This is a genomic window from Salinispirillum sp. LH 10-3-1 (genome assembly GCF_030643825.1).
Classification (GTDB): domain Bacteria; phylum Pseudomonadota; class Gammaproteobacteria; order Pseudomonadales; family Natronospirillaceae; genus Salinispirillum.
The window spans coordinates 995,599-1,019,748 of sequence record NZ_CP101717.1; the positions used below are offsets into that span (position 1 = coordinate 995,599).

Sequence of the window (24,150 nt, forward strand, 5' to 3'; positions counted from 1 at the left end):
ATCTTGCCCCACTCTATACTGTAAAGCCTGACTCGACATCCTCATTCAATTTGTCCACCTGATCTGTCATTGACTCGGAACAGGCCTCGCACATCGCATGCGTCAGCTGCGGCAACTTCGCAAGCTCAAAAAGCTGCAGCCGCTCCGTTGCATCCTCAATCTCGACCCAGTCATTGGAACCGAATCCCACGTCAATACGATTGCACCAAGCACAGACCCGAAGCAGCTCAGTCGAGCGCGGTATATTCCGCGACAATAAGGCCACCGGATCACGGTCTTCCACACGAATGGTGCGCGACTCAAACTCGACGGAACCATCAGGCACTGCGCTGATCTTCATTTCCAGCAATCGCCGACACTCAGGGCCATCGCACCGAAGGGTAAAGCTTGCCAATCTACCCTCCCGAACGCGAGCGACTATCTTCTGATAAATCATGCACGTTTCCGGATCGGTGATGCTATCCCACAAGGACTGACCTAGGATCTCCGGGCGCATCAACTCCGCTCCGTCGTTCGTCTGTGCGAACATGTACCACCCCTCATCTACGAAAGAAATATTATCCTCTGCGTCGATCCTATAACGAACAATCGATTCATTGCCCATACTGTCTCCAGGCGACTTACCCATCAGCGCAAAGTGCGTTGTAATGACAGTATAGGTTACTCTTAAGGACACCGAAGGCAGCGATAGCTACTTAAAGTTCGCTAGCTGGGACACCATGTGTCAGCAACACTGCTAAAAGTCTGTAGATCAGCAGAATAGATTGCCCTTCGCGCTGCAGTGCAGAATGCACACGGGGCGAGCGCAACGTCGTTGATCAGTGCGTCAGGATCAAAGGTCATTTCGACGGACTTGCGCTTAAATTCTAGGCTGTACTGCTGTGTCTTTTTGGCTAAATTGGACTTGGGCATGGTGCACCTCTTCAATTTAAAGAGGCGCCCGTTTTAATGGGGCAAGATCAGGTGAGTGCCGCGCGAGTTGTTAGGTTATTTGTAGTAGATGTTAGTGGTGGATGCAATGTTTTTTGTTCAGCGTTAGAGGAGGGCAGTTGTGCGTGGGGAGTAGAAAATGATGCATGGAAGTGATCACGGGGGGCTTTTTCGGCGTACAATAACTGAAGCAATGAAATTTGAGCGCAAGACAGGAAGCAGTTATGGATCTGGAAGCATTACGCCGCGAATACAGTTTAACGGGGCTGGATCGGGAAGACCTGGCCGATAGCCCTTTTGACCAGTTCGAGCAATGGTTTAAGCAAGCGCTGGATGCCAAGTTCAGTAATGACCCGTCGGCGATGACGGTGGCCACGGTCAGTCATGATGGCCAGCCGAGCCAGCGTATGGTGTTGCTGAAGCATTTTGACGAGCGCGGTTTTGTGTTTTACACCAATTTGGAAAGCCGTAAGGCGCGTGAGTTAAAGGACAACCCCAAGGTGTGTTTGCACCTGCCTTGGCATCCGTTGGAGCGTCAGGTGATTGTGTACGGTGAGGCGACACAGTTGTCGGCGGCTGAAGCAACGCGGTATTTTATGTCGCGTCCGAAAGACTCACAAATTGCAGCCTGGGCGTCGCATCAGAGCCAGAAGGTGAAGTCGCGCCAGTTGCTGGAACAGGCGTTCGAGCAGATGAAGAACAAGTTCAAGAGTGGCGATATTCCTCTGCCGTCGTTCTGGGGTGGGTTCCGGGTAGTGCCGAATCACATTGAGTTTTGGCAGGGGCGGCGCAATCGTCTACACGATCGGTTTATGTATAGTCGCCGGGGGGCGCAGCAGTGGGAGGTTGAGCGCCTACAACCCTAAAAACTACTGCGCTCGTCCTGACGGCGTTAAAATGGGCTTCAGAATGCTCACCTACCTTAAGTAGGCTGCGCTCCTGAAGCCCATTTTGCCTTGTCAGCGCTTCGCTCGTGACGTTTTTAGTCGCGCACCCATCGCCCAAGCAATGATCAGACTTAAGAAACAGGGCTAGGCTCGTTCAGGCGGGGTAAAATGGGAATCAACACCGCTTCGCTCTTCGCTTCTTCGGCGTAAGATTCGTTCAGCGAGATGGCCTTGTGCAAGGCTTGTATCGCTTCTTCTTCACGGTTCATCATGGCGTACGCGCAGGCGAGTTGGTAATGCGCATGAGCGTATTCTTTGTCTTGGCTGAGCGCCAGATGACAGAGGTTGATGGCCCACTGGGGTTCATCAAGCTCTAATACGGCGTCGGCTTTGTAGGTCAGCGCTTCCGCATCCCATGCCCGCAGTTGCAGTATCTGGTCGTAGATACCAATGCGGTTGGTGACGTTCTTCTCTTGGCTGGCACGTAACCACAGGGCGTGAATTTCGTTGGTCAGTTCAATTTCATCGGCGTTGTGTTCGATCATTTCACCGGTGTGTTTGAGGTCTTTCTCCAAGTCTTCCAGGCGCTTTTCATACACCGCAATCACTTTGCTCATTTCGGCTTGCGCTTGTTTGCGCACCGAAGAACGAATGTCGCGCAACGAGTTCCAACCGGCGAAGATCAGTACCGACGATACGGCGGCGATCAGGTAGAAAAAGTAGGTGACGGTATTGGTGGTGTAAGACATGGCACGGTCCATGGTGTCTAACTGACGATCGGTCAGAGACTCCGTGATGCGTACCTGGGTCTGGGCCAGTTCCATGCGCAGATTTTTCACTTCATCGAGCAGATAGCGCTCAACAAAGGGGTTGTACAGAGGCTCTTCCAGTCCGCTGATGCGGGCTTGGGCGGCGGTGTCATCTACGGGGAGGTAAAGGATCGAGGTGTCTTCGGCATAAGCGGTGCTGGCGGCCGCTAGGGCTACCAGCACACTCATGGTTATGCTGCGCATATGGCGTACTCATGATTATGTGGTTCAATTAATGCACCATGCAATGCTTGCACAGCACTCACATAGTCATCTTCAACCACAATAATCTGAATGTCCACCTGACGCATGCCTTGGTGAATCGCGAGTACGTTAATATTTTTGTCCGCCAGTGACTGCACGGTGCGCGCCAGCAGGCCTGCTACTTCCATATCGCTGCCAACGGCCGAGACGACAGATACCTTTTTCGAGGTGATCTGCGCCGACGGAATGCGCTCTTCAAAGGCGTCCGCGAGGCGTTTGGCTTGCTTCAAGCTGCAATCGGCATAAATAGTCAGCGTATTGGCGTTGGAGTCGCGACCCAGAATGCGCAATTTGAAGCGTTTGATCAGCTCCTGCAGGCGCTCTTCGTAGCGTGCGCGTTCACCGACCATGTCTTGGTCGAAAATCTCGATGGCCAACAAGTGCGGTTTACCGGCGATGATTTCGACGCACGGCTTTTCACTCACATAGTCACGCGTAATCAGCGTGCCGGTGTGCTCTGGCTCAAAGGTGTTTTTTACGCGCAATGGGATGTCCATTTGGCGCATGCCTTTGGCGGCCCGTGGGTGAATCGCTTCCATCCCCAGGTTGCTGAGCTGGTCGGCCACGTCGTAGTTGGTACGACCGATGGGCACCACTTTGTCGGCACCGACGACTTTCGGGTCGGCGCTGCTCAGGTGGTACTCTTTGTGAATGACCGCTTCGTCGACGTTCAACTGGCAGGCAACGGCAGAGAAGGTGATTTCGCTGTAACCGCGGTCAAAGGTGCGCATTAAACCTTCGGTGCAGTAGGTGTAGCCGGTGACGATGGGCAACTCTTTGCTGAGGTCGATGCTGCTGAAGGCGTCTTTAATGCGCTCGTTCAGCGTCAGTTCGCGGTCATCACGCCAGCCGGTCAAATCGACGAAGCGGGCGTTCAAGCCTTCGGTGCGCAACAGTTGCGTCATGTTGTAGGCGCTGTGTGCTTCACCCAGCGACGACAGCAATTCACGTACGGTCAGCAGGTGCTCGTCCAAACGGAAGTGGCCGTAGCTGCACAGGCGTTGGAGGTCGAGCAGACAACTGCGTACGCCTTCCACGCGCTCGCGCACGAACTGGTCGGCTTGCTGAAGCAGGTGCGTGTCGCTGAACAAGCTGGCGTTGATGTCGCACATGGCCTGTGCCACGCCGGTCAGGGCGTCGCCCCAACCCCAGTCGGAGTCGTCGTTGGCGAACAGGGCGTATACGCCGGGCTTGCCTGATTTCTTGTGTTCCAGCAGTTGGTCGGTCATACCGCCGTAGGCTGAAACCACGAAAATGCGACCATAGATATGGTCCGGGTCATACATCACTACATTGTCGCGGATGGCGGCATAATCACTCATCGAGGTGCCGCCGATTTTTTCCACGCTGATGGGCAATGGGTTTTTAGTATCACTCATTGGGCTTACTTTCCTTCCCCAGAGGGTTGGTGTATTCGTATTTTTTAGAACTGCAAAACGCCCCGAAGGGCGTTTGTTTGATCAATCAATCGGGTCCGCTTCCAGCGGATACACGCCATTCTCATCGTGTACCTCTTTGCCGTGCAATGGCGGATTAAACACGCACGCCAGTTGCATTTCCTTGGTCGCCCGCAGCAGGTGCTTGTCGTGCTTATCAAGGATGTACACGGTGCCCGGCTTGATCGGGTAAACCTTGCCGTCAGCAACGGTTTCAACTTCGCCTTCACCACTGATGCAATACACAGTTTCGAGGTGATTCTGATAGTGAATCGGTGTCTCGGTACCGGTATAGATGGTGGTGATGTGAAACGAGAAGCCCATGTTGTCGTCTTTCAACGACAAGCGCACGCTGTCCCAAGTTTCACTCTTAATTTGGCGGCCGGTCTTAATGGCTTCGTCCAGTGTCCGTACGATCATGTTTTATCTCCCGTTAATTGAATTAAGCTGACTCTGTGGTTTTGAGGTTTTGGCGCTCGATAGCCGCATCTAACAGGTCTAAGCCCTTATTCAATTCATCCATAGTCGTGGTGAGTGGCGCAAGGCATTTCACAACCTCGTCGTTCGGACCACTGGTTTCGATGATCATGCCATTCTCAAAGCAGTCTGAGGTGATGGCACTGGCAATGTCGCCGTTCGGGCACGACAAGCCGGACATCAAACCACGGCCCTTCAAGAACAGTGGCGTACCTTCGGCCATGTCGGCAAGGCGTTTACGCAGGTGTTTCGCTTTGGCTTGGATTTCATGTGTGAAGTCCATATCCGCCCAGTAGTGCTCTAAGGCCACGCGAGCCGTGATGAACGCTAAGTTGTTACCACGGAAGGTGCCGTTGTGCTCGCCCGGTTCAAACTGGTCGAGTTCACGACGAATCAGCGTCAAGGCGAACGGCAAGCCGTAACCACTCAATGACTTCGACAAAGTAATGATGTCTGGCTCGATGCCGCTTGGCTCAAAGCTAAAGAAGGTGCCGGTACGGCCACAACCCGCTTGAATGTCATCGGCGATCAGCAAGATGTCGTGCTTGCGGCAGATCGACTCCAAACGTACCAACCATTCGTCAGTGGCGGCGTTCAAGCCACCTTCGCCCTGCACGATCTCTACGATCACGGCGGCGGGGTGGTCCATGCCCGAGCTTGGGTCTTCCATCAATGTTTCGAAATAGGTCAGACTGTCGAGTCCGTCCATATAGCCTTCGTACGGCAGGCGGAATACGCCCTGCAGAGGAACGCCAGCGCCACCACGGTGGTGTTGGTTACCGGTAGCGGCCAAGGCGCCTAATGACATGCCGTGGAAGCCGTTGGTGAAGGACACAATGGTGTGGCGGCCTGTAACTTTACGAGCGATCTTCAATGCCGCTTCGACGGCGTTGGTGCCGGTCGGCCCAGGAAACATCACGGCGTGGTTCAGGCCGCGTGGCTTCAGAATGATGTCGCTGAAAGCGTGCAAAAAGGCTGCTTTGGCTTCGGTGTGGAAGTCGAGGCCGTGCGTTACGCCGTCTGCTTCGATGTATTCCAGCAAGGCTTTTTTCAGTACGGGGTTGTTGTGCCCGTAGTTCAAGGTGCCTGCACCGGCCAGAAAGTCGAGGTAGACCTTGCCGTGTTCGTCGACCATCTCGCTGCCCTTGGCAGACTTAAAGATGGCAGGGATGCCGCGACAGTATGAACGTACGTTTGATTCTACGTCTTTAAAAATACCCATGATTTTAGCTCCTGGCCTGATTTACAGGTCCGATGGTGTAGAGAAATTCGGTGTCGTGATGGCCGTCAAAGTGCACATCCCGCGTGAAAAAGGGTTCGTTGTGAATGCTGGCTTCGTGGCGGTCGGCCAGCTTTTCAAACACCCGCTGCGATGCAATGTTGTCGGCGGTAATGGTGGTCTGCACCTGTTTTACCGCTGCGCAAGCAGGCTGTTTAAGCAATGCATCAAGCATGCGCTGGGCGAGGTTCTGGCCGCGCGCGCTCTCGGCGACCGCGATTTGCCACAGGAAATAAGTGTCCTGCTGGCGTGGCGGTATGTAGCCGGAAATGAAACCGATGATCTCATCGCCTTGCCAGGCGGCGATGCAGGTATCAGCAAAGTGACTGCACTGTAAAAGGTTGCAGTAGCGCGAATTGGTGTCCAGCGGCGGACAGTTGGCAATCAGGTCAAAGACCTTGGCGCCATCTTCTGCCTGGGGCGGGGTAAACCTAATGTCGTTGCTCATGTTTCCTGTTTTTGATTCATAGTGTTGAAAGTAATTATATGGACTGATACTTAGATGTCAAATTAGTTTGTTGGTACCTAAAGGCTGATATTGCTGGAAAAAATCGCTCATAGTGGTTAATATTTGCGCAGAATAGTATGAAAATATCATTACAGGCATTAGTAATATGTAAGTTATTTAGTGATCTAAGTAATGGTTTGCGCTACTGTATTGCGAGTGAAGTGAGTAAACTACGCGAACGCTACGGGCGGGTGCTGTAACGATTGAAATGAATGAGTGTGCGAGGTTGTAGTTAAGGTGATGGACGATTGGTTGAGCTTACGAATTGGCGATACTTGGTATTGTGCCTCACTGTCTTCGGTGCGCGAGGTGTTGCCCAACGTACGCTGTGCTCCCGTACCGGGGGCGGCGGAGACGGTCAACGGTATCGCCGAAGTTCGCGGAGAAGTCATCGCCGTACACGATGGCGCTGCGCTCTTGAAGGCGGCGGGCGGTAGCGCCAAACAAGCCACTAAAAATGCTGTGGATGCCGAGGAGGCCTCCATTGTGATCGTGGAGCGCGCGGAAAGTACCCAAGCAATGACGATTGATGAAACCGGCTCTATTCTGCAGTTCAGTGCCGATGAGTTAGAAAAAACCAGCGATGGTGATGCTGTACTGGGCACTATTTATCGTGACCCATGGCTCTATGTCGCGCTAGATCTAGAGCGTTTGTTGCCTGCGGGCGAGGATTAAGGTTAGGCCTATGAACGAAGAAAAGCATTTTGAAGTCATCGAGTCCATTCGTCGCATCATTCGGGCGACGGATGTCCACTCGCGTCGCTTGGTGAAAGAGTCTGGCCTGACGTCTGCGCAAATTTTGATCATGCACGCCATCGGTTCTGAGCGGTTCCATAATACGTCGAAAATCGCTGACGAAGTATCATTGAGTCAGGCCACGGTAACCAACATTGTCGAGCGGTTAGAGCATCGCGGTTTGATCATGCGGCAGCGTGATGAGCGCGACAAGCGTAAGGTTAACCTGTGGCTGAGTGACAAGGGACGAGAGGTGCTGAACAATGCACCGCGCTTGTTGCAGCAGCATTTTGTTGAGCGCTTTGATCGTTTGGAGTCGTGGGAGCAACAGATGATCGTATCGTCGCTCCAACGTGTCGCGCTGCTGATGGACGCGCACGAACTGGATGCCTCGCCGGTGTTGGATGTGGGCGTGTTAACCAGTCATCCCGAATAAATCTTTGGCCGACTAGCCGAGCAGTTCGGCGCCAAAAGGCACGACAGTGACTTCACTGCCAATAGGAATGTCCCCGCTCTCTGCTGGAATCACTGCGTATCCGTTGGCTTGTGTAAAGCTGAGCAGCATATGGGACCCTTGGCCGGATGTGGGTTCGGCTTCCCAGTCGCCTTGGTGATTTCGTGTCAGAATAGCGCGCTGGAAGTCCATGCGGCCGGGCTTCTTGCGGAACGTTTTGGTGGCTACAGCCTTCAAACGGAAGGGCTCATGCCAGTCTTGGCCTGCCATATAGCGTATCGCTGGTAGTAGAATTTGATGCGCGGTCACCAAGGCTGACACGGGATTGCCCGGCAAGCCAAAAAACCAGGCGTTGTTAAGTCGACCAAATGCCACTGGCTTGCCCGGTTTTATGGCCAGCTTCCAAAAGGCGATGTCGCCGATCTCTTGCAAAATCTCACGGGTATAGTCAGCGTCACCCACTGAAACCCCACCGGTTGATATGACAATGTCGTGTGAATCTGCTGCCGCCAAAAAGGTTTCGCGCAGGAGCTTGGGGTCGTCCGGTAGGATGCCGAGGTTGGTGATCTCGACCGGTAGGCTCTTGAGTAAGTGGGTCAGTGCCACACGGTTTGATTCGTAGATTTGCCCCGGTTTCAAGGTTGCGCCGGGTTCCTTCAGTTCGTCGCCGGTGGCAAAGAGCGCAATGCGCAGTGGCCGGATCACCTCCGCTTCTGCGATACCCATGGCGGCCAACAAGCCGATGTCGGCCACGCCCAGTGTCTTACCCGATGCCAAAACCACATCGCCTTTGACGACATCGTCACCCGCGGGTCTAACGTGTTCACCCTGTACCAAGGTTTCTTGCAGTGTGATGGTATCGCCGTCGAGACTGACATCCTCTTCAATAACCACGGTATTAGCGTTGTCGGGCAGCATTGCGCCGGTGGTGATGCGTACGCACTCGCCCGATTGGATTGTGCCTTCCCAAGGCGCGCCAGCCAGCGCCGTGCCGATAACGTGCCATTGAGTACCGGGTGCTGCTGCGATGTCGATGTGTACGGCATAGCCGTCCATTGCTGAGTTGTCTGAGGGCGGTACATTGATCGGTGCAACCACGGGCTCGGCCAGTGTGCGCCCTAGGATGTATTCCAGCGGCGAAAGTTCGGACTCAGTAATAGGCAATAGCGCCTCTCGTAGACGGTCCAGCGCGATATCCATGGGCAGTAAGCTGGATGGCGGTTGGTTGTCCATTACTGTGTCCTCTTCTGTGGTTTAAGCCTTTATTTGTTGTTTTAGCTGTTCGAACAGCGCGCGCTTTTCTTCAGGTGGGCGTTCTGATGCTATATGATCGTGGCTCACTAATGGCGATGTGTCCAGTTCTACGGCGTGATTGGTTGGCTGGTCGACTGGCGAAGATGGGGCGCTTGCACCCGGTGCGCGACTTTGCAGTTCCGCCTCGAGTACATCGAGCGCTTCGATGGAGCCTTGCAGTTCCTCGTCTGACCAGCCTGAACGCTCAATGCGTTCGTTCAACTTGACGATCATCTGCTCTATGGTGTCCGAAGACGGTTTTTTTTCCTGTAGCCACAGGGTGGCGCTTTCTGCTGAGGTCGACATTGTCTGCTCTGCTTCCCGATATTGAGTACTGGCCGAATTATCTCACAGCTGTGGAGGCAGATCAGCTATATCAGCATTGTGTTGCGGCTTTGCCGTGGCGCCAAGAGTCGATTCGACTGTTTGGCCGCACGCTGTTGCAGCCACGTTTGCTGGTGTGGATGGGGGATCGGCCATATCGTTACTCAGGTCAGACCTATCAGCCAGTGCCGTGGGATGCGCGGCTAAAGACATTAGCCGAGCGGTTGGCCCAGAGCGCAGATGCTGGCTTGAATAGCGTGCTGTGTAATTGGTATCAGCATGGGCAGCACAGCATGGGTTGGCACTCTGATAACGAGCCTGAGTTAGGCGCGGAGCCAGTGATTGTGTCGGTGTCATTGGGTGAGGCGCGGCGCTTTCTTCTGCGTCGCAAGGTTGAGCCGCGGCAGAAAGTGGAGTACTTGCTGCAGCACGGTGATGTCTTGGTGATGCGGGGGCGCAGTCAGTGCGAGTGGGAGCATTCCGTGCCCAAGTCAGCACGCGTGACCGAGGGGCGCATTAATTTGACCTATCGCCTAATTTTACCGGCTGCACCGTAGGAGCGCAGCCCTCTGCGCGAACATTCGGCCAGGGGGCTGGCCTCCTACGCCCTACCGAGTCAGGTTGATGCGGTCGGCGTGCTTGTACAGTACGTACAACTTCTGATTGATGGCTCGTTTGATCGATTGGCGCTCGAACCCCGACATCGACTTCAACTCCGGTAGCTTGAGCCGATGCAGGTGCAGGCAGGGCGTGCGCGCATCGAACTCACGCAAATCCCCTTTGACCAGAATCGGCAGGAAAGGGTCCTGACCATCCTGCGTGGCTAGAATTTTCTTCAGCGCATGGCGAAACGGAATCGGTGCAGCCGAAACATTTTTTTGCTTATGTCGAGAAATCAGATGCAGACCCTGCTTGCCCACGGTTTCGCCCGGTATAATAAATAGCCCAGTGTCTCGAACAGCGGACGCAGAAACGTGACTGTAGGTGTCGTGAAAAGCATAGGGGTTCGGCAAAATCACCATTGGGGAGTCTGCCCGGCTGGCGAAATTGATGGTGTAATTGGTGTACAACTGCTCGACTGAGGCGCTGTATACGCAAAGTCTGCTTTCAAAATGCATGACAAACTCAATGGCGCTCTGGCGCGACCCGGTCAGTGCCAGATTCCATTCGAGGTCAGCATTGCTTTGTTTTTGTAAAGCAATGTGCGACATTTTGTAGCCTCCCGCATGATTGCTGCTTACGTTCAACTATAGTTACGCTTGAGGCGATTAATAGGTCGCTTTTGCTGGAAATGTGAACAAGAGCCAATTAGGGTGAGAACTGGTTCAACTTTTTTCGTAAATCGACATTTACAATAGGTACATTTACGCATGGACACAGTGGTTGCTGATCTCATCAGCTTACTCAGTCTGGAAAAAACCTCTGATACAACTTGGATAGGGCGCAGTAAAGACCTTGGCTACCCCAAGGTATATGGTGGCCAAGTCATCGGTCAAGGCTTAACAGCTGCATCGTATTCCGTAGAAGGCCGTATACCACACTCTTTGCACGCTTATTTTGTGCGCGCTGGCGATGTGGACGCGCCCATTCAGTACGACGTTGAAGCGGTGCGCGATGGCGGTAGTTTCAGTGTGCGTCGTGTGGTCGCATCGCAACACGACCGGCCTATTTTGGTCATGACGGCCTCGTTTCAGGCGGAAGAAGCCGGACTGGTGCACAGCGCGACCATGCCCAGTGTCCCCGGGCCGGAAAAGTTGGAAAGCGAGTTGAACCTGTATCGTAGTCACGCCGATGAGATCCCCGAACGGGTGCGTAAGCAGTTTACCGCTGAGCGTCCAGTGGAATTTCGCATTGTCGAAAATCAGAATCCGTTCCGCCCTCGCGTCGGTGTAGCCAAGCGCCATATGTGGATTCGTTCAACCGCACCCTTGCCAGACGATTTGAGCGTGCACCGCTCCATGCTGGCTTACACATCGGATTACGGTTTTCTCGAAACTGCATTGATGCCGCACGGTGTGTCGATCATGCAACGTAATTTGCAGATCGCCAGCCTTGATCACACCATTTGGTTTCACCGCAATTTCCGCTTAGACGATTGGCTGTTGTACGTGGCCGATAGCCCGGTAGCAGATCATGGCAGAGGCTTCGTGCGTGGCCAGATTTTCAATCGTGACGGTGTGTTGGTGGCCTCGACCGCGCAAGAAGGCTTGATGCGCCTGCGGGACATGGAGTGATGTCTACAAGTCCTGCGGCACCGATCGCCATCGGTATTACCGGTGCTTCTGGCGCTCAGTACGGCTTGCGCCTGACTGAAGTGTTGTTGCGTGCCGGTCAGCCGGTTTACCTTATGATCTCCAAGGCTGCGCTTATGGTGATGGCGCTGGAGACTGACGTCGCGATGCCGGCAAAGCCTGCCGCTATTCATGAGTTCTTGCAGGAGCGTTGGCAGTTTGACCCAGAACTTCTCCAAGTGTTCGGGCGGGAAGATTGGACGGCGCCAGTGGCCAGCGGTTCGGCACTGTGGCGTGGTTTGGTGGTGTGTCCGTGCAGCACGGGTACACTGTCGGCGATTGCCACGGGGGCCAGTAATAATTTGATCGAGCGCTGCGCAGATGTGGCTTTGAAAGAGCGTCGTCAGCTTATTCTGGTGCTGCGCGAAAGCCCCTATTCACGAGTTCATATCCAGAACATGCTGACGGTAACCGACGCCGGAGCGGTCGTATTGCCGGCCAGTCCGGGCTTTTATCATAAGCCGCAATCCGTGGATGACATGATCGATTTTATTGTGGCGCGCGTTCTGAACAGTCTGGGATTGCCGCAAACATTACTGCCGCAATGGGGTGAGCACCTGTCCGATGGCTAGCGTTCGCGCCTTGCGCAACGCATCGCCCAAGGCGGGGCCTTTCAGTCCGCGCTCTAGCAGTGGCTTCGTGCTGACGGCCACTGCCGCCTCTCGTGCCGCTAACAACCAATCGGCTTGTTCGTAAGCCAGTTGGTCGTAGCCACTGCGGCCTCGAGCGTCTGATTTGCAGGCCAGCACAAACCCTTCCAGCTGTGTACCGTCCTGCAATGCTCGAAACGCCTCCAATACCTTAAGCACCGTGCTCGGTTTCAGGTCTGATACCCGATGACAATGGGTGTGCCATTCTGCAGTAAGGCGCGCCAGTTGGTGCAGTCGCTTGCTGACTTTCAGTCGCTTACAGGCGGCGTCTACACGCGCCACACCACTGCGTTCATGTCCATGATGGCTGGGAAGGCGTTCGGTATCGGTGGCCGCTTTACCAAAGTCATGGCACAGCACTGCAAAGCGCACGTCGATGCGATCGGTGAGGGTCGTCGCGGCATCCAGTGCCATCATGGTGTGCATGCCGGTGTCGACTTCGGGGTGAAAGCGCATGGTTTGCGGCACACCAAAGAGGGCGTCCAGTTCGGGCATCAGGATATGCAGAGCACCGACTTGGCGTAAGGTCATGAAGTAGACAGATGGCTGATTACTCAGCAGGGCTTTTTCGGTTTCTTGCCAGGCACGTTCGGGAGTGAGGTTGGCCAGTTCACCTGACTCAACCATCGCCTTCATTAAAGCGAGGGTCTCCGGAGCGATCTCAAAACCCAGGTCGGCGAAGCGGGCGGCGAAGCGGGCAACACGGAGCACGCGCAAAGGGTCTTCGGCAAAGGCGGGTGAGACATGGCGCAGTAATCTGGCTTGCAGGTCTTGGGCTCCCCCATAAGGGTCAACCAGGGTGCCATCCGTCGCTTCTGCCATGGCATTGATGGTCAGGTCACGGCGCAACAAGTCATCTTCTAAGGAGATGTCCGGTGAGAAATCGCAGATAAAGCCCTGATAACCTAAGCCGCTTTTGCGCTCCGTGCGCGCCAGGGCATACTCTTCTTGCGATTCGGGGTGCAGAAAAACAGGAAAGTCTGCACCGACTTGGCGGTATCCAGCGCGCAGCAATTCATCGGGTGTGGCACCGACCACCACCCAGTCTCGGTCTTTAACCGGCAAGTGCAGCAGTCGGTCACGTACCGCGCCGCCAACCAGATAGGATTTTGAGCTAATGTCTTCTTGCATAGCGCACATTATGCCTGATGGCGTTATCCCTGTCGGCAGCAATTTCGAGCATCAGTGAAATGTCATGCAGATTTTGCTAAGGATTTTTCGCGCAGCGCCGACAACAACGAGGATAGCATTGGGCAGAACAGCGCATATGGAGCCCCGGATTATGAATCAGATGATGAAAAACACAGCAATAATGAGTCTGGCACTGTTGGCAACGACGGGTTGTGGCCTGTTGGGCAGCCGAGCGGCAGAGCAAGAGCGGGAACAAAAAATCGATGCCATCGTTGAAGAAGTTCGCTTCATCAACGAGCGCTTACCCCCTATGGACCCAATGGTTCTGCGGGTGAGCGGTTTTGGTGCCATCAATGAGACTTCGACCGGTATGACACCGGTGCAGAAGCGCTTGATGGCGATGCGGGCATCCAAGTTGGACGCCTACCGTACACTCGCCGAGCGAGTTTATGGTACTGCGATCAGCGGCAACACCACGGTAGAAAACATGGTTGTGCAGAACGATCGGTTCCGTACCTATGTGGACACGTACATCTTTGGTGCTCGCGTAGTATCCCAAGATGTGATGCCAGATGGCAGTTACGAAACGGTGCTTGAAATGGTGATCGATGAAGGATTCCGCAACTGTTTGGTGAATGAAAACCAAGTGCGCAAAAATGGTCAGTGTGCTACCCAAGTGGTGCATGATCTGGATTCCTTCAATCGTAATAACATGTCGCGTCAGGGTATACGCCCCGGTGAAACTGGACTGTATTTCATTCAGTAATGCAGTCGTGGTCTAACTCGATAAACGCAGGATGGTTTGCCATGAAAACTGTTACCTTTTTGATGATATTAATGTTGAGTCCCTTGCTGTTCGCGCAGGACATGGCTCACGTGACCGCCGGGCGATTCGTCCAAGCCGAAGGGCAGGCGGATATTATCTATGGTGATACTCACAGCGCTCGGGTTCGGGCTCTGCGGGCGGCCATTCAAAACGCGTCGATGCAGGCCAGTTCACAAGTGCGCTCTTCACAGGTGGTTGAAAATGGTCGACTGAGCATGGACTACTTGCGCATTAATTCAGCGGCACAGGTCACAGCGGTAGAAGTGGTCAGTGAAGGTGCGGTCGGAAGCATGTACCGCGTCGCCATTGAGGCGCGAGTGTCTGAGAGCCAGATGTGCGCTAATCATGTGGTTAACGATTACTCGAAGAGCTTAGCCGTTACCGGGTTCGCGCTGGAAGATCCGACGCAAACTACCTTGGGGCACTTGGGCGCCGTTGACCGCTCCTTGCCGTCACACTTGGTGAATGAGCTGAATGGCTTGGGTGGAGTGCGTGCACTCAACGCCAGTTACCTAATGATGTACCCCTCCATTCCCACGGCGCCGACACGCGTGTCGGCGCGCAATACGCTGACACGGGCCGTGGATACGGCGCGGGATTTGGGTGTTCAGTTCGTGGTGTCTGGCGTGGTACGCGACCTCGGCATGCAAGAGGTAGAGCGTAACCGTGATGAGTCCGATGGCCTATTGGCGGCGTTGACTCAGCGTGGTCGTATGATGCAGCGCCACTTGGTTGTTGATGTCTACATTCACGACGGTTACAGCGGTGCCTTGGTGTTCCAGAGTCGTTACAGTGCAGCAGGTGCTTGGGACTTCCGTTCGAACGAAAAAGTCGGGTTTGCCACGCCCAAGTTCTTCGGCTCTGATTTTGGTCGAGAGGTACAGCGCCTGTTTGATCAGGTGGTTGAAGACGTTTACGCCACGGTGGAGTGCCAGCCCTTCATGGCCAACATCGCGCAGGTAGATGGTCAGACGATCTTTATCAAGATGGGTGCGGAATCAGGCTTGCGGCCTGGCGACAACTTAGGTGTCTATCGCACCAGTACCTTTTTTGACCGTGATCAGCAAGACTATACGCAGTTGACCGACACCAAGTTGGTGGCGCGTGTGACGCAAGTACAGCCCCACTTCGCGATTGCGGAATTGCCGGTACGCGTTGAACGTTTGAATTTACAGCCAGACGACTTGGTGATTGCTTGGTAGGTTGGGCTTCGCCCGATCTACTGGCCCCGAGCCTGACTATTTCGGCGCGGGGTTAGCTGGCAGGGGCGTCACAACGCCATTGTTCGCCAGTGTCTATATCCCGCAAGGTCAGCCAATTTCCCCAGCCATAACCGGTATCCAGTGCGACCATGTCGTCACGCTGGGTATTCCCCATCAGCGCCGCCCAGTGCCCAAAGATGATTTGCCAGCCGTCCGGTTGACGGGCGCTATACCACGGCGTCCAGCCTGCTGGCGGGTGATCGGACGTTTCCTTATGATCAAAATCAAGACGGCTGTCGGCGGTGATAAAGCGCATCCGGGTAAAGTAGTTGGTGATGGTGCGCCAACGGTCTTCCTCGGTGAGGTCTTGGTGCCATTGATCCGGTTGATTGCCGTACATGGTGGCAAAGAAACGGGCAGCCAGAGTCGGATCGGCCAATACGGCTTCCATCTCATGCGCCAGAGCGGCTGCTTGGTCAACGCTCCAGCAGGGCGGAATACCAGCGTGCGTCATCACCTTCTGGGTGCGTTCACAGCGGTGCAGCAAGGGGCGTGTTTGCAGCCAGTGCAGTAGCTCGACCCGATCAGGGGCGTCCAGTATGTCAGTGAAGGTGTCCTTGCTGCGCGGCGGCCGAACGCCATGGGCAACGGCCAACAGATGTAAGTCATGATTGCCGAGTGTCACATGGCACTGCGAGAGTTGGCGTAAGAAGCGCAGTATGTCGGCATTTTGTTGACCGCGATTGACGAGGTCGCCAACCAACCACAGTTCGTCCTGCGCCGGGTCAAACTTCACCTGCGCCAGAAGTTGTAGTAGTGGATCAAGGTGACCCTGCAGATCGCCTACGGCGTAGCGTGCCATGGTCAGTTAAGCCTATTGGGTACGGCCAATGTGAATACTGGGATGTCGGCGCGAAACGGCTCGCCGTCCGCGGTGACCATTTCATAATAGCCTTGCATGGTGGCTACCTCGGTTTGCGAGACGGCTCCACTGGTGTAGACATAGGTGCCACCGGGCTCAATGACTGGTTGCTCACCTATGACCCCTTCGCCGTAGACTTCCTGTGTTTGGCCATTGCCATCGGTGATCAGCCAAAAGCGGTGCAATAGTTGCACTGGCTCTTCACCTTCGTTGCTGATCAGAATGGTATACGCAAAGACATAGCGTTGCTGGTCAGGATTTGATTGCTCGGCCAAGTACTGTGGCTTGGCTCGGACTGCGACCGCCGTCATTGGCTTGCCTCCGCGATCAGGTTGCTCAGGCGCACATAGTCTGTGACTGAGATCACTTCCGGGCGCGCCCCGGCATCAATACCGGCTTTTTCGAGCAGGTCGATGTCGAAATCATTTTTAAGGTTGTTGCGGATGGTTTTGCGGCGCTGAGAGAAGGCCGTGCGTACCAATCGCGACAGCAAGCGGGCATCTTTGGCGTTAAGCTCTTCGGCGGGACGTGGCACCAAGCGAATGATGGCCGAGTCGACTTTAGGCTGCGGGGTGAAGGCGCCGGGCGGGACGTTAAACAGCCACGCCGGACGACAATAATACTGCGCCATTACCGTCAGTTTGCTGTAGGCCCCTGTGCCCGGCTCGGCACAGAGGCGATCAACCACTTCTTTTTGCAGCATAAAGTGCATGTCGATGATGTGGTTGCGATGCTCCAGTAGATGGAAGATCAGCGGTGTTGAGATGTTATAGGGCAGGTTGCCCACCAGTTTAATGGGCTTTTCTGCCGTGGCGAGTGTACTGAAGTCAAAGCGCAAGGCATCGCCTTCGATCACGGTAAAATTGTCTGCGTTGAAGAACTGCGTCCGTAGAATAGGCAGCAAGTCTCTGTCCAGTTCGATTGCTGTTACCTTGGCGCCGGTCGCCAGCAGGACTTCAGTCAGTGCGCCACGGCCGGGGCCTATTTCAACCACGTGATCCGCTGCGGTGACGCCGGTCGAATTGCCGATGCGCTGGATGATGTGTTGATCGTGCAGAAAGTTCTGTCCGAATCGTTTACGCGCTCTGTGCACTGCGTGCCTCCACCATTTTTTGAGCGTAGTCGAGCGCGGTGCGCAGACTGCCAGTATCGGCTTGGCCAGTGCCGGATAAGTCTAATGCGGTGCCATGATCCACCGAGGTGCGCACGAATGGCAAGCCTAGGGTGATATTGACAGCGTTGCCAAAACCTTGGTGTTTCAACACCGGCAGGCCTTGGTCATGGTACATAGCCAGTACCGCATCGCCTTGGGTCAAAACACGGGTTGTGAACAGCGTGTCGGCAGGGAGCGGGCCAATGAGGTTAAGACCCTCCGCGCGCAGCGCGTCTAGGGTTGGGGTAATCACTTCGATCTCTTCGCGGCCAAGGTGGCCATTTTCACCCGCGTGTGGGTTTAAACCGCACACCAGAATGCGTGGCTGACCGATGCCAAAGCTGTATTGCAGGTCATGGTGCATGATGCGACAAATGCGCTGCAGCTTCTCGGGTGTAATGGCAGCAGAGACGGCACTGAGCGGCAAGTGCGTAGTCACCAAGGCAACCATCAGTTTGTCGCTGGCGAGCAGCATGACGACGTCATCCACGCCGGCGTGCGCCTGCAGATATTCGGTATGACCACTGAAGGCAATACCCGCATCGTTGATCACGCTCTTTTGTACGGGCGCGGTCACCATACCACTGAACTCACCGCGCTGGATGCCATTCAGGGCGCTATCCAGTAGCGCGAGTACATAGCGTGCATTGCCGGGCTCTAAAACGCCAGGCACAACGACTTCAGGCGCTGTTATTGGCAGCAGGGTCAATTCATGCCCACCGAGCGCGGCGGGCTCGCCGGGCACCCAGGTTCGTATCTTGATGGACAAATTCAGGGTGTCCGCTCGCTCAGCAAACAATGTCGGGTCGCCGAGCACCACAGTTGGAAATTGTTGTGCGTCAGCGGCCAGCTGCAAACAGATATCAGGCCCTATTCCCGCTGGCTCTCCCGACGTTAACGCCAGTGGTTTCATGGCTCATTCCGGAGCGAGATGTAGGCGCTGTTTTTAATTTCTTGCTGCCAGCGCGGCAAAGCTTCGGAATACTTCTGATCAAACAGCAGCTCACGGGCTTTTTCGCGCAGAGCGGTCAGGGTTTGGTCAGTTTCGCGTCGATCCTGTACTTGCAGAATGTGCCAACCAAAGGTTGTACGAAACGGTGCGCTGTATTGGTTGAGTGGCGTACTCCGTACGGCGTCAGCAAATTCTGGTACGAAGACTTCCGCTGGGTTCCAGCCGAGGTTGCCGCCGTCTTGTGCACTGTTATCGACCGAATAGCGTTGGGCTAAATCCGCGAAATCGGCACCTTCCTCGGTCAGTTGAAGGTAGAGGTCTTGGGCGAATTCTGCTGCAGCGGCGGCAGATAGGCCACGTGTTTCATTGACCAGAATATGCCGCGTACGATATTCGGTGACGGCTTGAGTGGCGCTACCGCGCTGATCGGCCATAAATACAACATGCCAACCGTTAGGGCTTTCAAAGACCCGTGCTGAGCCGGTAGATAGGCCACGCACAGGCTCACGCAATAAGCTGGGTAATGATTCTGCGCGGCGCCAGCCGAGGTCTTGCACCGTGCGACCGGTGGCCGCCGCTTGTAACGTTTGTGCGCTGGAATTGATGGTGTCTGCAATGCTGCGCGCTGTGGCTTCTGCGGTTGAATCGGAGTGTGCAATCAACAAGTGCTGCAGGCGATATTCTACATCTTGCAGTGCTGCACTGACTTGCGTTTGTAAGTACTGATTCACTTCCGCATCGGAGACTTGAATCTGCCGCGCCACAAAACGCTGTTGAGCTTGGCGAATCAGCATGTCACGGCGTACTTGTCGACGCACGTTGTCATAACTAATGCCTTCGCGGGCTAAGGCATTGCGGAAGGCCAGTAGGTCCATACCTTGGCGCGCCGCGATGTCCGTTAACGCGTTATTCAATGCGGCGTCGGTGATGGTAATGCCGGCTTCGGCGGCTTTTTGCACCTGCACCTGTTCCAGAATCAAGGCATCCAGTATCTGGTTGGCAAGCTCGCTACGTGGCGGCAATACCGCTGGGTTGTCGCGGTAACGCTGCTGTATGTCCAGAACACGGGCATCGAGCTCGCTCTGCAAGACGACATCGTTGTTTACAACAGCCACGATCCGGTCGAGCAAGACTTTTTCAGCCTGTACGGCCACGGGCAAGAGTACAAGGCACAGCGCGGTGAGAATTCGTTTCATAAGCCTTACTTAGTATTAAACAACTGATTCTGGTAACTGGGGATGTTGTCGCGAATACGATCCTGTAATGCACCAGAATCGACACTGCCCAGACCTTTTAGGGTTAGGTTAAGTTGTATGGTATCGAACAACGCCAAGCGTTGCGACTGCTCAGCCTCATCTTTGACGGTTCGTTGACCTGCTAACTGGATATGCCAACAACAACCGTCGTATTCGAGGCCTAATATCGTATCAGTCAAAAGGAGTTCATCTTCTTCCGAATCTTGCGCCCAGTTAGCGTAGGCGATCACCCCAAAATAGGTCGTGATGGGCAGTGTGGCGGAAGCGTTCACTGTGAAGTACTTTTGTTCGTCGGTTAGCTCGCCAAGCCGCCATGTGGTCGCTAGGTCAGCTCCACGTCTACCTTCACGATAGCGGTAGGCGGTAGTGACGGACGATAGCGGGTACTCACGATCAAAGAAGCCCAAGCTGACATCTTTCTCCGGCTCCCAGACCGCGTTGGCGGAAAGGTCGTGTACGTCAGCGAAGTTAATGCCACCGCGCAAGGTGACTGGACCTGGTTGGAACTGGTCACCCTCTTCTCGGTCTTCAATGATGACGGAGTTGCTGAGCTTTCTTAGACGAGTAGGTGTCACATCAACACGCTGCTGCAGTCCGCTTGTGAGCGTCCAGGGACCACTGCGGTAGCGGTAGTCCGTACCTGCCGTTAAGCGGTTTTGGTCGGGTAGAAGGTCTGCGCTGGTCATCTGTGGCAACTGCGTCTGGTCAACCAGCGGACGGTACTGGTGCAGCACGAAGGGTGTCACGCGTTGGCGCGCACCAATATCCCATTGGTACGACAGGCGTGCTCGGGTGTCGTACAGCCAGCGGTTATCGTTCTGCGCCGGGTGATCGGATATTGTTGGAAGGTAGTAAAGCGTGTGATCACCGGTATAGGTTTGCTGCAACGTCCACTGGCTCCAGCGGTCGGTGCGGTTCAGTTCCAAACGGTTGCGCAGGCGCACGCCTTCATACGGGTCAAAATTACTGGGGGTAATGGTCAAGTAGTCGGGTTGAATCTTGAAGCGGCGCTCCCAGTCATACAGTCCGCGCAGACGCCAAGCGCCAAAGCTGGGGAGGGGCTGCACAATATGAATGCCGGGTTGCTCGACGTAGGTTAGGTCGCTTCTTTTGGCCGCTTCACTCAATACGGTTTGCTGTTCGACATTGACGCGATAACGTGTCCCGCCGTCGCTCTCATAACCGAGGGTCAACCGATTGGTAAACGTTGGTGTGTAGTCGGCGTAATGAAACTCCGGGTAGTACTGGTCAGAACTGGCGGCCTGATAGTCCAGAGTCCACTCCAGAGCGCTGTCGTAATTGCTGATGTTGAGCTTATAGCCCCAGCTTAAGGCGTCGTCGTTCGGGTCCTGAAAGCCGGGGTAGATACCGCCTTCAATTTCGGCGTACAGATAGCGATTCAGGTAGCGCCATTGTTGGTTGATGTGCACCGTCTGTGGCGCTCCGTCTGCAGCGTCACCACCGATCAACCAGTCGGTGGTCGTCGTGTTGTCGATGTTGGGCGCAATGTTCCAATAAAACGGCGTGCTGACACGATGCTGTTGATACGCTGCTTGATAGCGATAGCCAGGCGTTAACAAGCCTGTGCTGCGCTGTTGATTCAGGTTCAGCCGGAAGTACGGTGTGTAGGCCACGGGGACGGGGCCGACGCTCAGCCAAGCGTGATAGCCGCTGGCGACGTCGGTGTCCATATTCACGGTCATGGTGCGTGCATGGAGTGACCAGCCAAAACGGCCGGGAGCGCAGCGCGTCATCCAGGTGCGTTCTAAACGATAAATGTTGGCGTCGCGCTCGACTGATCGCGCCGCTCCGTGCAATTGTGAGAGGTGCAATACGTACTGCGCATCATAGAGTTGGAACAAAGGATCTACCGTCGATGCCGTGGCTGCACGGGTAGTAATTGCCAAGTCTGGTTGCCGAATTAGGCCGCCACCGACCAACTGAGCTTCGTTTGCCTGGGTGTCGTAGTCCAATTGTTCGCCGTACAGACGCATGACCGACTGCGTAATGACGACGTCATCAAGAAACGTCAAGACGCCATTCATGTTGCCTGACTGACGGCCTGACTCAACGGCAAGAGCGCCCGCTTCTAACGTTGGCTCAGTCCAAGGGTCAATAAAGCCGCCCGGACACTGTGTTGAGATTAGACTGCGTTGCTCGGCGGGGAGGGCATCATAAAAGACCCAATCCAGATAACCGCCAACAGGCTCCTGGGCTTGTGTTAAGGCACTACAGAGAGGAATGAACAACAAGGTGCATGGGCGCCAGCATCTTTGCGCTGCGCTAACCTTTGCTTTACTCTTCAAGGTTGATCTCGATGCCGACAGGGTTTGCGTGTAGCGGCGCGCCTCATTATAAGATGCGGCCTGTTGGGAACTGTCCTTTCGCTTAAGATAGGTCAATGCTGCCTCTGTGTACGGGTGGTAACATTGCGCGTCATGATATAGAAAGGCCTGAGCAGGCGCCATGGTTTATTCGCAGGCTTACATGCTCCTCAGTGTAGATGATCGTGGCGGCAAATTAGGGGGTTTCTATGTGGTGGGGCAAGGCACTGGGTGCAATGATCGGTCTTTATCGAGGCGGCCCATTTGGCATGCTGTTGGGTATGGTGGTGGGGCATGGCATTGATCAGTTGCTCGCCCGCATGTTGCGGCGTTCATCCGGGCCTGCAACGCCGCAGGTTCATTCGCAGTTTTTCGAGTCTACCTTTCAGTTCATGGGCCATATGGCTAAAGCCAAAGGCCGTGTAGAAGAAGTTGATATCGCCTTCGCACGCAGTGTTATGACGCGCATTGGGTTGACCCCCGCACAGCGTGAACGCGCCGTGGAGTTGTTTAACCAAGGCAAGTCTCCGGATTTTGACCGTGATGAGCAGCTTCGGCAGTTGACGGCATGGCTAGCCCCGCACCCGTCGTTATTATTGTTGTTCTTAGAAACTCTGGTTCAAACCGCCTACGCCAATGGCCGTATAGATCCGGCCGAGCGTGTGTTGCTGCAGCGTGTTTGCGATGCGCTGTCGGTCAACCGTATTCAATTCGAATACATTCATCGGCGGGTGTTGGCGCAACGCGCTTGGCAGACGCATCAACAAAGCTCAGCCGGCCCACGGCGTACCCAGGATATGACGTTGCAGGAGGCATACGATGTCTTGGGGGTAAAAGCGAGTGACGACGACAAAACCATCAAAATCGCTTATCGTCGTTTAATGAGTCAGCATCACCCCGATAAGCTTATGTCGCAAGGACTGCCCGACAGCATGCAAAAGCTTGCGAAAGAAAAAGTGCAGGGTATTCAGGCGGCTTATAGCGCTATCAAGGTGGCACGCAAGAACGCGACTTGATTATCCGCCTCCTCCGTTGCCGCTATTGATAATGTCGGCTTCGCGACCACTCATGTTGCTGCGCAACCAACCCCAGACACGCCGAGTCACAACGTTGGGCGATGCGCGATAATTTGTACTGGAGCTTTGTTCACGCACCTGTACCAGATTGTTACCTTGTCCTGCTCTATTCAATGCCGCTCGGCGCTGCTGAGCTGCTTGGGCAGAATGCGCACTGCGGTTTAAGTACAAATCCAAGACAGGTACATCAAGCTGCGCCAATAATGCAGCAAGTGCTGCTGTGTCCTGTGGTCGCGCATCCAGCATAATTAAACCGAAACCAAAACCGTCGCCTTCTGGTGCGTTGGTCGTGATAAAACGCGTGACCTGATAGGCGCCGCTGCCCACGCCGACTAAGGCAATGTTTAAGTAGCCTCGTCGAATCAACTCGTTGATGCTTGCTTCGATACGAGCATCCACCATGGGGAGGTAGTCTTCGTCCGGCTCGAAACCGGCCGCTGAGCCGGGCACAATGTCGTCATTGTCCAGCAGGCGAGCAGGGACTCGGGGGGCGGGTACCGGCGGCATCGCAATGGATAACGTTGACCAACCGACAACGGGCAAATATTGCCGTAAGTCTCGCACAACATGTGGCCAGTCTTGATGGTGGCCGTTATCGTGCACAATCAACAATGCCCCTTGCGGGTTGCCGGTTTCTTGATTACGCCACAGCGTTGCAAACTCGACGCCGTTGGCCTGCAAGCGAACAAATTGTTCCGCCGGCAACTGGTTTAAATAACGCAGCTCTAAGTCGAAGCTGCCTTGCTCTGGGGGCGGCATGACGCGCTCTAAATCCATTGGATTGGGCGGTGCTTCGGCTGGTGCTACAGGGGCTGGTTCTGGTTCATCGTCTGGTGCTTGCTGAGCCACAATTGACCCAGATGCGAACAATAGGCAAAAACCGACCCCTAAAAACCATGCGTTGCTGCGACTCATTGTTTACAATGCCCCCGCCCACTTTCAATTGCTGTTGCTGTTAATCGCTGCATCCG

General features: G+C 54.8%; 27 protein-coding genes. 9 read left to right on the forward strand and 18 right to left on the reverse strand.

The window, feature by feature from the left end; genetic code table 11:
• Window positions 1-13 precede the first annotated feature (13 nt).
• Together NFC81_RS04400 and NFC81_RS04405 are read right to left on the reverse strand one after the other, a co-directional pair.
• The gene (locus tag NFC81_RS04400; RefSeq protein WP_304996322.1) at window positions 14-529 is read right to left on the reverse strand and encodes a hypothetical protein; all 516 of its coding nucleotides are present in this window, start codon (window positions 527-529) and stop codon (window positions 14-16) included.
• A gap of 176 nt (window positions 530-705) precedes the next feature.
• A complete protein-coding gene (locus NFC81_RS04405; RefSeq protein ID WP_304996323.1) occupies window positions 706-912 on the reverse strand; it encodes a hypothetical protein in 207 nt (68 codons plus the stop codon).
• Window positions 913-1,154: 242 nt separating this feature from the next.
• On the opposite strand from NFC81_RS04405, the gene pdxH reads away from it, so the two are divergent.
• The gene (gene pdxH, locus NFC81_RS04410; protein ID WP_304996324.1) at window positions 1,155-1,796 is read left to right on the forward strand and encodes a pyridoxamine 5'-phosphate oxidase; all 642 of its coding nucleotides are present in this window, start codon (window positions 1,155-1,157) and stop codon (window positions 1,794-1,796) included.
• A gap of 152 nt (window positions 1,797-1,948) precedes the next feature.
• Here the strand turns inward: pdxH and NFC81_RS04415 are convergent, their stop codons facing one another.
• The 5 genes from NFC81_RS04415 to ectA all read right to left on the reverse strand — a co-directional run bounded on the left by NFC81_RS04415 (window position 1,949) and on the right by ectA (window position 6,530).
• Window positions 1,949-2,830, reverse strand: coding sequence for a tetratricopeptide repeat protein (locus NFC81_RS04415; protein ID WP_304996325.1), 882 nt, complete (start codon window positions 2,828-2,830; stop codon window positions 1,949-1,951).
• Window positions 2,818-4,269 (reverse strand): aspartate kinase, encoded by a 1,452-nt coding sequence (locus NFC81_RS04420; RefSeq protein ID WP_304996326.1) that lies wholly within the window; start codon window positions 4,267-4,269, stop codon window positions 2,818-2,820. Before NFC81_RS04420 ends, NFC81_RS04415 begins: the two co-directional genes overlap by 13 nt.
• A gap of 81 nt (window positions 4,270-4,350) precedes the next feature.
• Window positions 4,351-4,746 (reverse strand): ectoine synthase, encoded by a 396-nt coding sequence (locus NFC81_RS04425; RefSeq protein ID WP_304996327.1) that lies wholly within the window; start codon window positions 4,744-4,746, stop codon window positions 4,351-4,353.
• A 22-nt stretch (window positions 4,747-4,768) separates the two neighbouring features.
• Window positions 4,769-6,025, reverse strand: a complete 1,257-nt coding sequence (gene ectB / locus NFC81_RS04430) for a diaminobutyrate--2-oxoglutarate transaminase (protein ID WP_304996328.1) — start codon at window positions 6,023-6,025, stop codon at window positions 4,769-4,771.
• A gap of 4 nt (window positions 6,026-6,029) precedes the next feature.
• Window positions 6,030-6,530 (reverse strand): diaminobutyrate acetyltransferase, encoded by a 501-nt coding sequence (gene ectA / locus NFC81_RS04435; protein ID WP_304996329.1) that lies wholly within the window; start codon window positions 6,528-6,530, stop codon window positions 6,030-6,032.
• 300 nt (window positions 6,531-6,830) lie between these two features.
• On the opposite strand from ectA, the gene NFC81_RS04440 reads away from it, so the two are divergent.
• Entirely contained in the window at window positions 6,831-7,265 is a 435-nt protein-coding gene (locus tag NFC81_RS04440) for a chemotaxis protein CheW (RefSeq protein WP_304996330.1), read from the forward strand.
• 10 nt (window positions 7,266-7,275) lie between these two features.
• Entirely contained in the window at window positions 7,276-7,761 is a 486-nt protein-coding gene (locus tag NFC81_RS04445) for a MarR family transcriptional regulator (RefSeq protein WP_304996331.1), read from the forward strand.
• A 12-nt stretch (window positions 7,762-7,773) separates the two neighbouring features.
• Here the strand turns inward: NFC81_RS04445 and glp are convergent, their stop codons facing one another.
• Window positions 7,774-9,012 (reverse strand): gephyrin-like molybdotransferase Glp, encoded by a 1,239-nt coding sequence (glp, locus tag NFC81_RS04450; protein ID WP_304996332.1) that lies wholly within the window; start codon window positions 9,010-9,012, stop codon window positions 7,774-7,776.
• 21 nt (window positions 9,013-9,033) lie between these two features.
• Window positions 9,034-9,378 (reverse strand): hypothetical protein, encoded by a 345-nt coding sequence (locus NFC81_RS04455; protein WP_304996333.1) that lies wholly within the window; start codon window positions 9,376-9,378, stop codon window positions 9,034-9,036.
• On the opposite strand from NFC81_RS04455, the gene NFC81_RS04460 reads away from it, so the two are divergent.
• Window positions 9,378-9,953, forward strand: a complete 576-nt coding sequence (locus NFC81_RS04460; RefSeq protein ID WP_304996334.1) for an alpha-ketoglutarate-dependent dioxygenase AlkB — start codon at window positions 9,378-9,380, stop codon at window positions 9,951-9,953. The genes NFC81_RS04455 and NFC81_RS04460 overlap by 1 nt on opposite strands.
• Before the next feature lie 51 nt (window positions 9,954-10,004).
• On the opposite strand, the gene NFC81_RS04465 is transcribed toward NFC81_RS04460, so the two are convergent.
• Entirely contained in the window at window positions 10,005-10,607 is a 603-nt protein-coding gene (locus NFC81_RS04465; RefSeq protein WP_304996335.1) for a hypothetical protein, read from the reverse strand.
• 159 nt (window positions 10,608-10,766) lie between these two features.
• Between NFC81_RS04465 and NFC81_RS04470 the strand changes: the two genes are divergently transcribed.
• Together NFC81_RS04470 and NFC81_RS04475 are read left to right on the forward strand one after the other, a co-directional pair.
• Window positions 10,767-11,630, forward strand: a complete 864-nt coding sequence (locus NFC81_RS04470; RefSeq protein WP_304996336.1) for an acyl-CoA thioesterase II — start codon at window positions 10,767-10,769, stop codon at window positions 11,628-11,630.
• Window positions 11,630-12,259, forward strand: coding sequence for a flavin prenyltransferase UbiX (locus tag NFC81_RS04475; RefSeq protein WP_304996337.1), 630 nt, complete (start codon window positions 11,630-11,632; stop codon window positions 12,257-12,259). The genes NFC81_RS04470 and NFC81_RS04475 overlap by 1 nt, the downstream gene beginning before the upstream one ends.
• Here NFC81_RS04475 and NFC81_RS04480 read toward each other — a convergent pair.
• Window positions 12,221-13,468, reverse strand: coding sequence for a multifunctional CCA addition/repair protein (locus NFC81_RS04480; protein WP_304996338.1), 1,248 nt, complete (start codon window positions 13,466-13,468; stop codon window positions 12,221-12,223). The genes NFC81_RS04475 and NFC81_RS04480 overlap by 39 nt on opposite strands.
• Before the next feature lie 151 nt (window positions 13,469-13,619).
• Here NFC81_RS04480 and NFC81_RS04485 point away from each other — a divergent pair, with 151 nt between their 5' ends.
• Complete coding sequence (locus NFC81_RS04485) at window positions 13,620-14,234, forward strand: LPP20 family lipoprotein (RefSeq protein ID WP_304996339.1); 615 nt, start codon at window positions 13,620-13,622, stop codon at window positions 14,232-14,234.
• A gap of 41 nt (window positions 14,235-14,275) precedes the next feature.
• Entirely contained in the window at window positions 14,276-15,496 is a 1,221-nt protein-coding gene (locus NFC81_RS04490) for a flagellar assembly protein T N-terminal domain-containing protein (RefSeq protein ID WP_304996340.1), read from the forward strand.
• A gap of 52 nt (window positions 15,497-15,548) precedes the next feature.
• Here NFC81_RS04490 and NFC81_RS04495 read toward each other — a convergent pair whose 3' ends face one another.
• The 6 genes from NFC81_RS04495 to NFC81_RS04520 are packed head-to-tail and all read right to left on the reverse strand — an operon-like array spanning window position 15,549 to window position 22,031.
• Entirely contained in the window at window positions 15,549-16,358 is an 810-nt protein-coding gene (locus tag NFC81_RS04495) for a symmetrical bis(5'-nucleosyl)-tetraphosphatase (RefSeq protein WP_304996341.1), read from the reverse strand.
• A gap of 2 nt (window positions 16,359-16,360) precedes the next feature.
• Window positions 16,361-16,729 carry a Co2+/Mg2+ efflux protein ApaG gene (apaG, locus tag NFC81_RS04500; RefSeq protein WP_304996342.1) on the reverse strand — a complete coding sequence of 123 codons (369 nt, stop codon included), beginning with the start codon at window positions 16,727-16,729 and terminating at the stop codon, window positions 16,361-16,363.
• Entirely contained in the window at window positions 16,726-17,511 is a 786-nt protein-coding gene (gene rsmA / locus NFC81_RS04505) for a 16S rRNA (adenine(1518)-N(6)/adenine(1519)-N(6))-dimethyltransferase RsmA (RefSeq protein ID WP_304996343.1), read from the reverse strand. The genes apaG and rsmA overlap by 4 nt, the downstream gene beginning before the upstream one ends.
• Window positions 17,495-18,484, reverse strand: a complete 990-nt coding sequence (pdxA, locus tag NFC81_RS04510; protein ID WP_304996344.1) for a 4-hydroxythreonine-4-phosphate dehydrogenase PdxA — start codon at window positions 18,482-18,484, stop codon at window positions 17,495-17,497. The genes rsmA and pdxA overlap by 17 nt, the downstream gene beginning before the upstream one ends.
• Window positions 18,481-19,719: a peptidylprolyl isomerase gene (locus tag NFC81_RS04515; RefSeq protein ID WP_304996345.1), complete on the reverse strand. Its 1,239-nt coding sequence runs from the start codon at window positions 19,717-19,719 to the stop codon at window positions 18,481-18,483. Before NFC81_RS04515 ends, pdxA begins: the two co-directional genes overlap by 4 nt.
• Before the next feature lie 5 nt (window positions 19,720-19,724).
• A complete protein-coding gene (locus tag NFC81_RS04520; RefSeq protein ID WP_304996346.1) occupies window positions 19,725-22,031 on the reverse strand; it encodes a hypothetical protein in 2,307 nt (768 codons plus the stop codon).
• 281 nt (window positions 22,032-22,312) lie between these two features.
• Here NFC81_RS04520 and djlA point away from each other — a divergent pair, with 281 nt between their 5' ends.
• Window positions 22,313-23,119, forward strand: coding sequence for a co-chaperone DjlA (gene djlA, locus NFC81_RS04525; protein WP_304996347.1), 807 nt, complete (start codon window positions 22,313-22,315; stop codon window positions 23,117-23,119).
• On the opposite strand, the gene NFC81_RS04530 is transcribed toward djlA, so the two are convergent.
• Window positions 23,120-24,094, reverse strand: coding sequence for a DUF3530 family protein (locus tag NFC81_RS04530; RefSeq protein WP_304996348.1), 975 nt, complete (start codon window positions 24,092-24,094; stop codon window positions 23,120-23,122).
• Window positions 24,095-24,150: the final 56 nt, after the last annotated feature.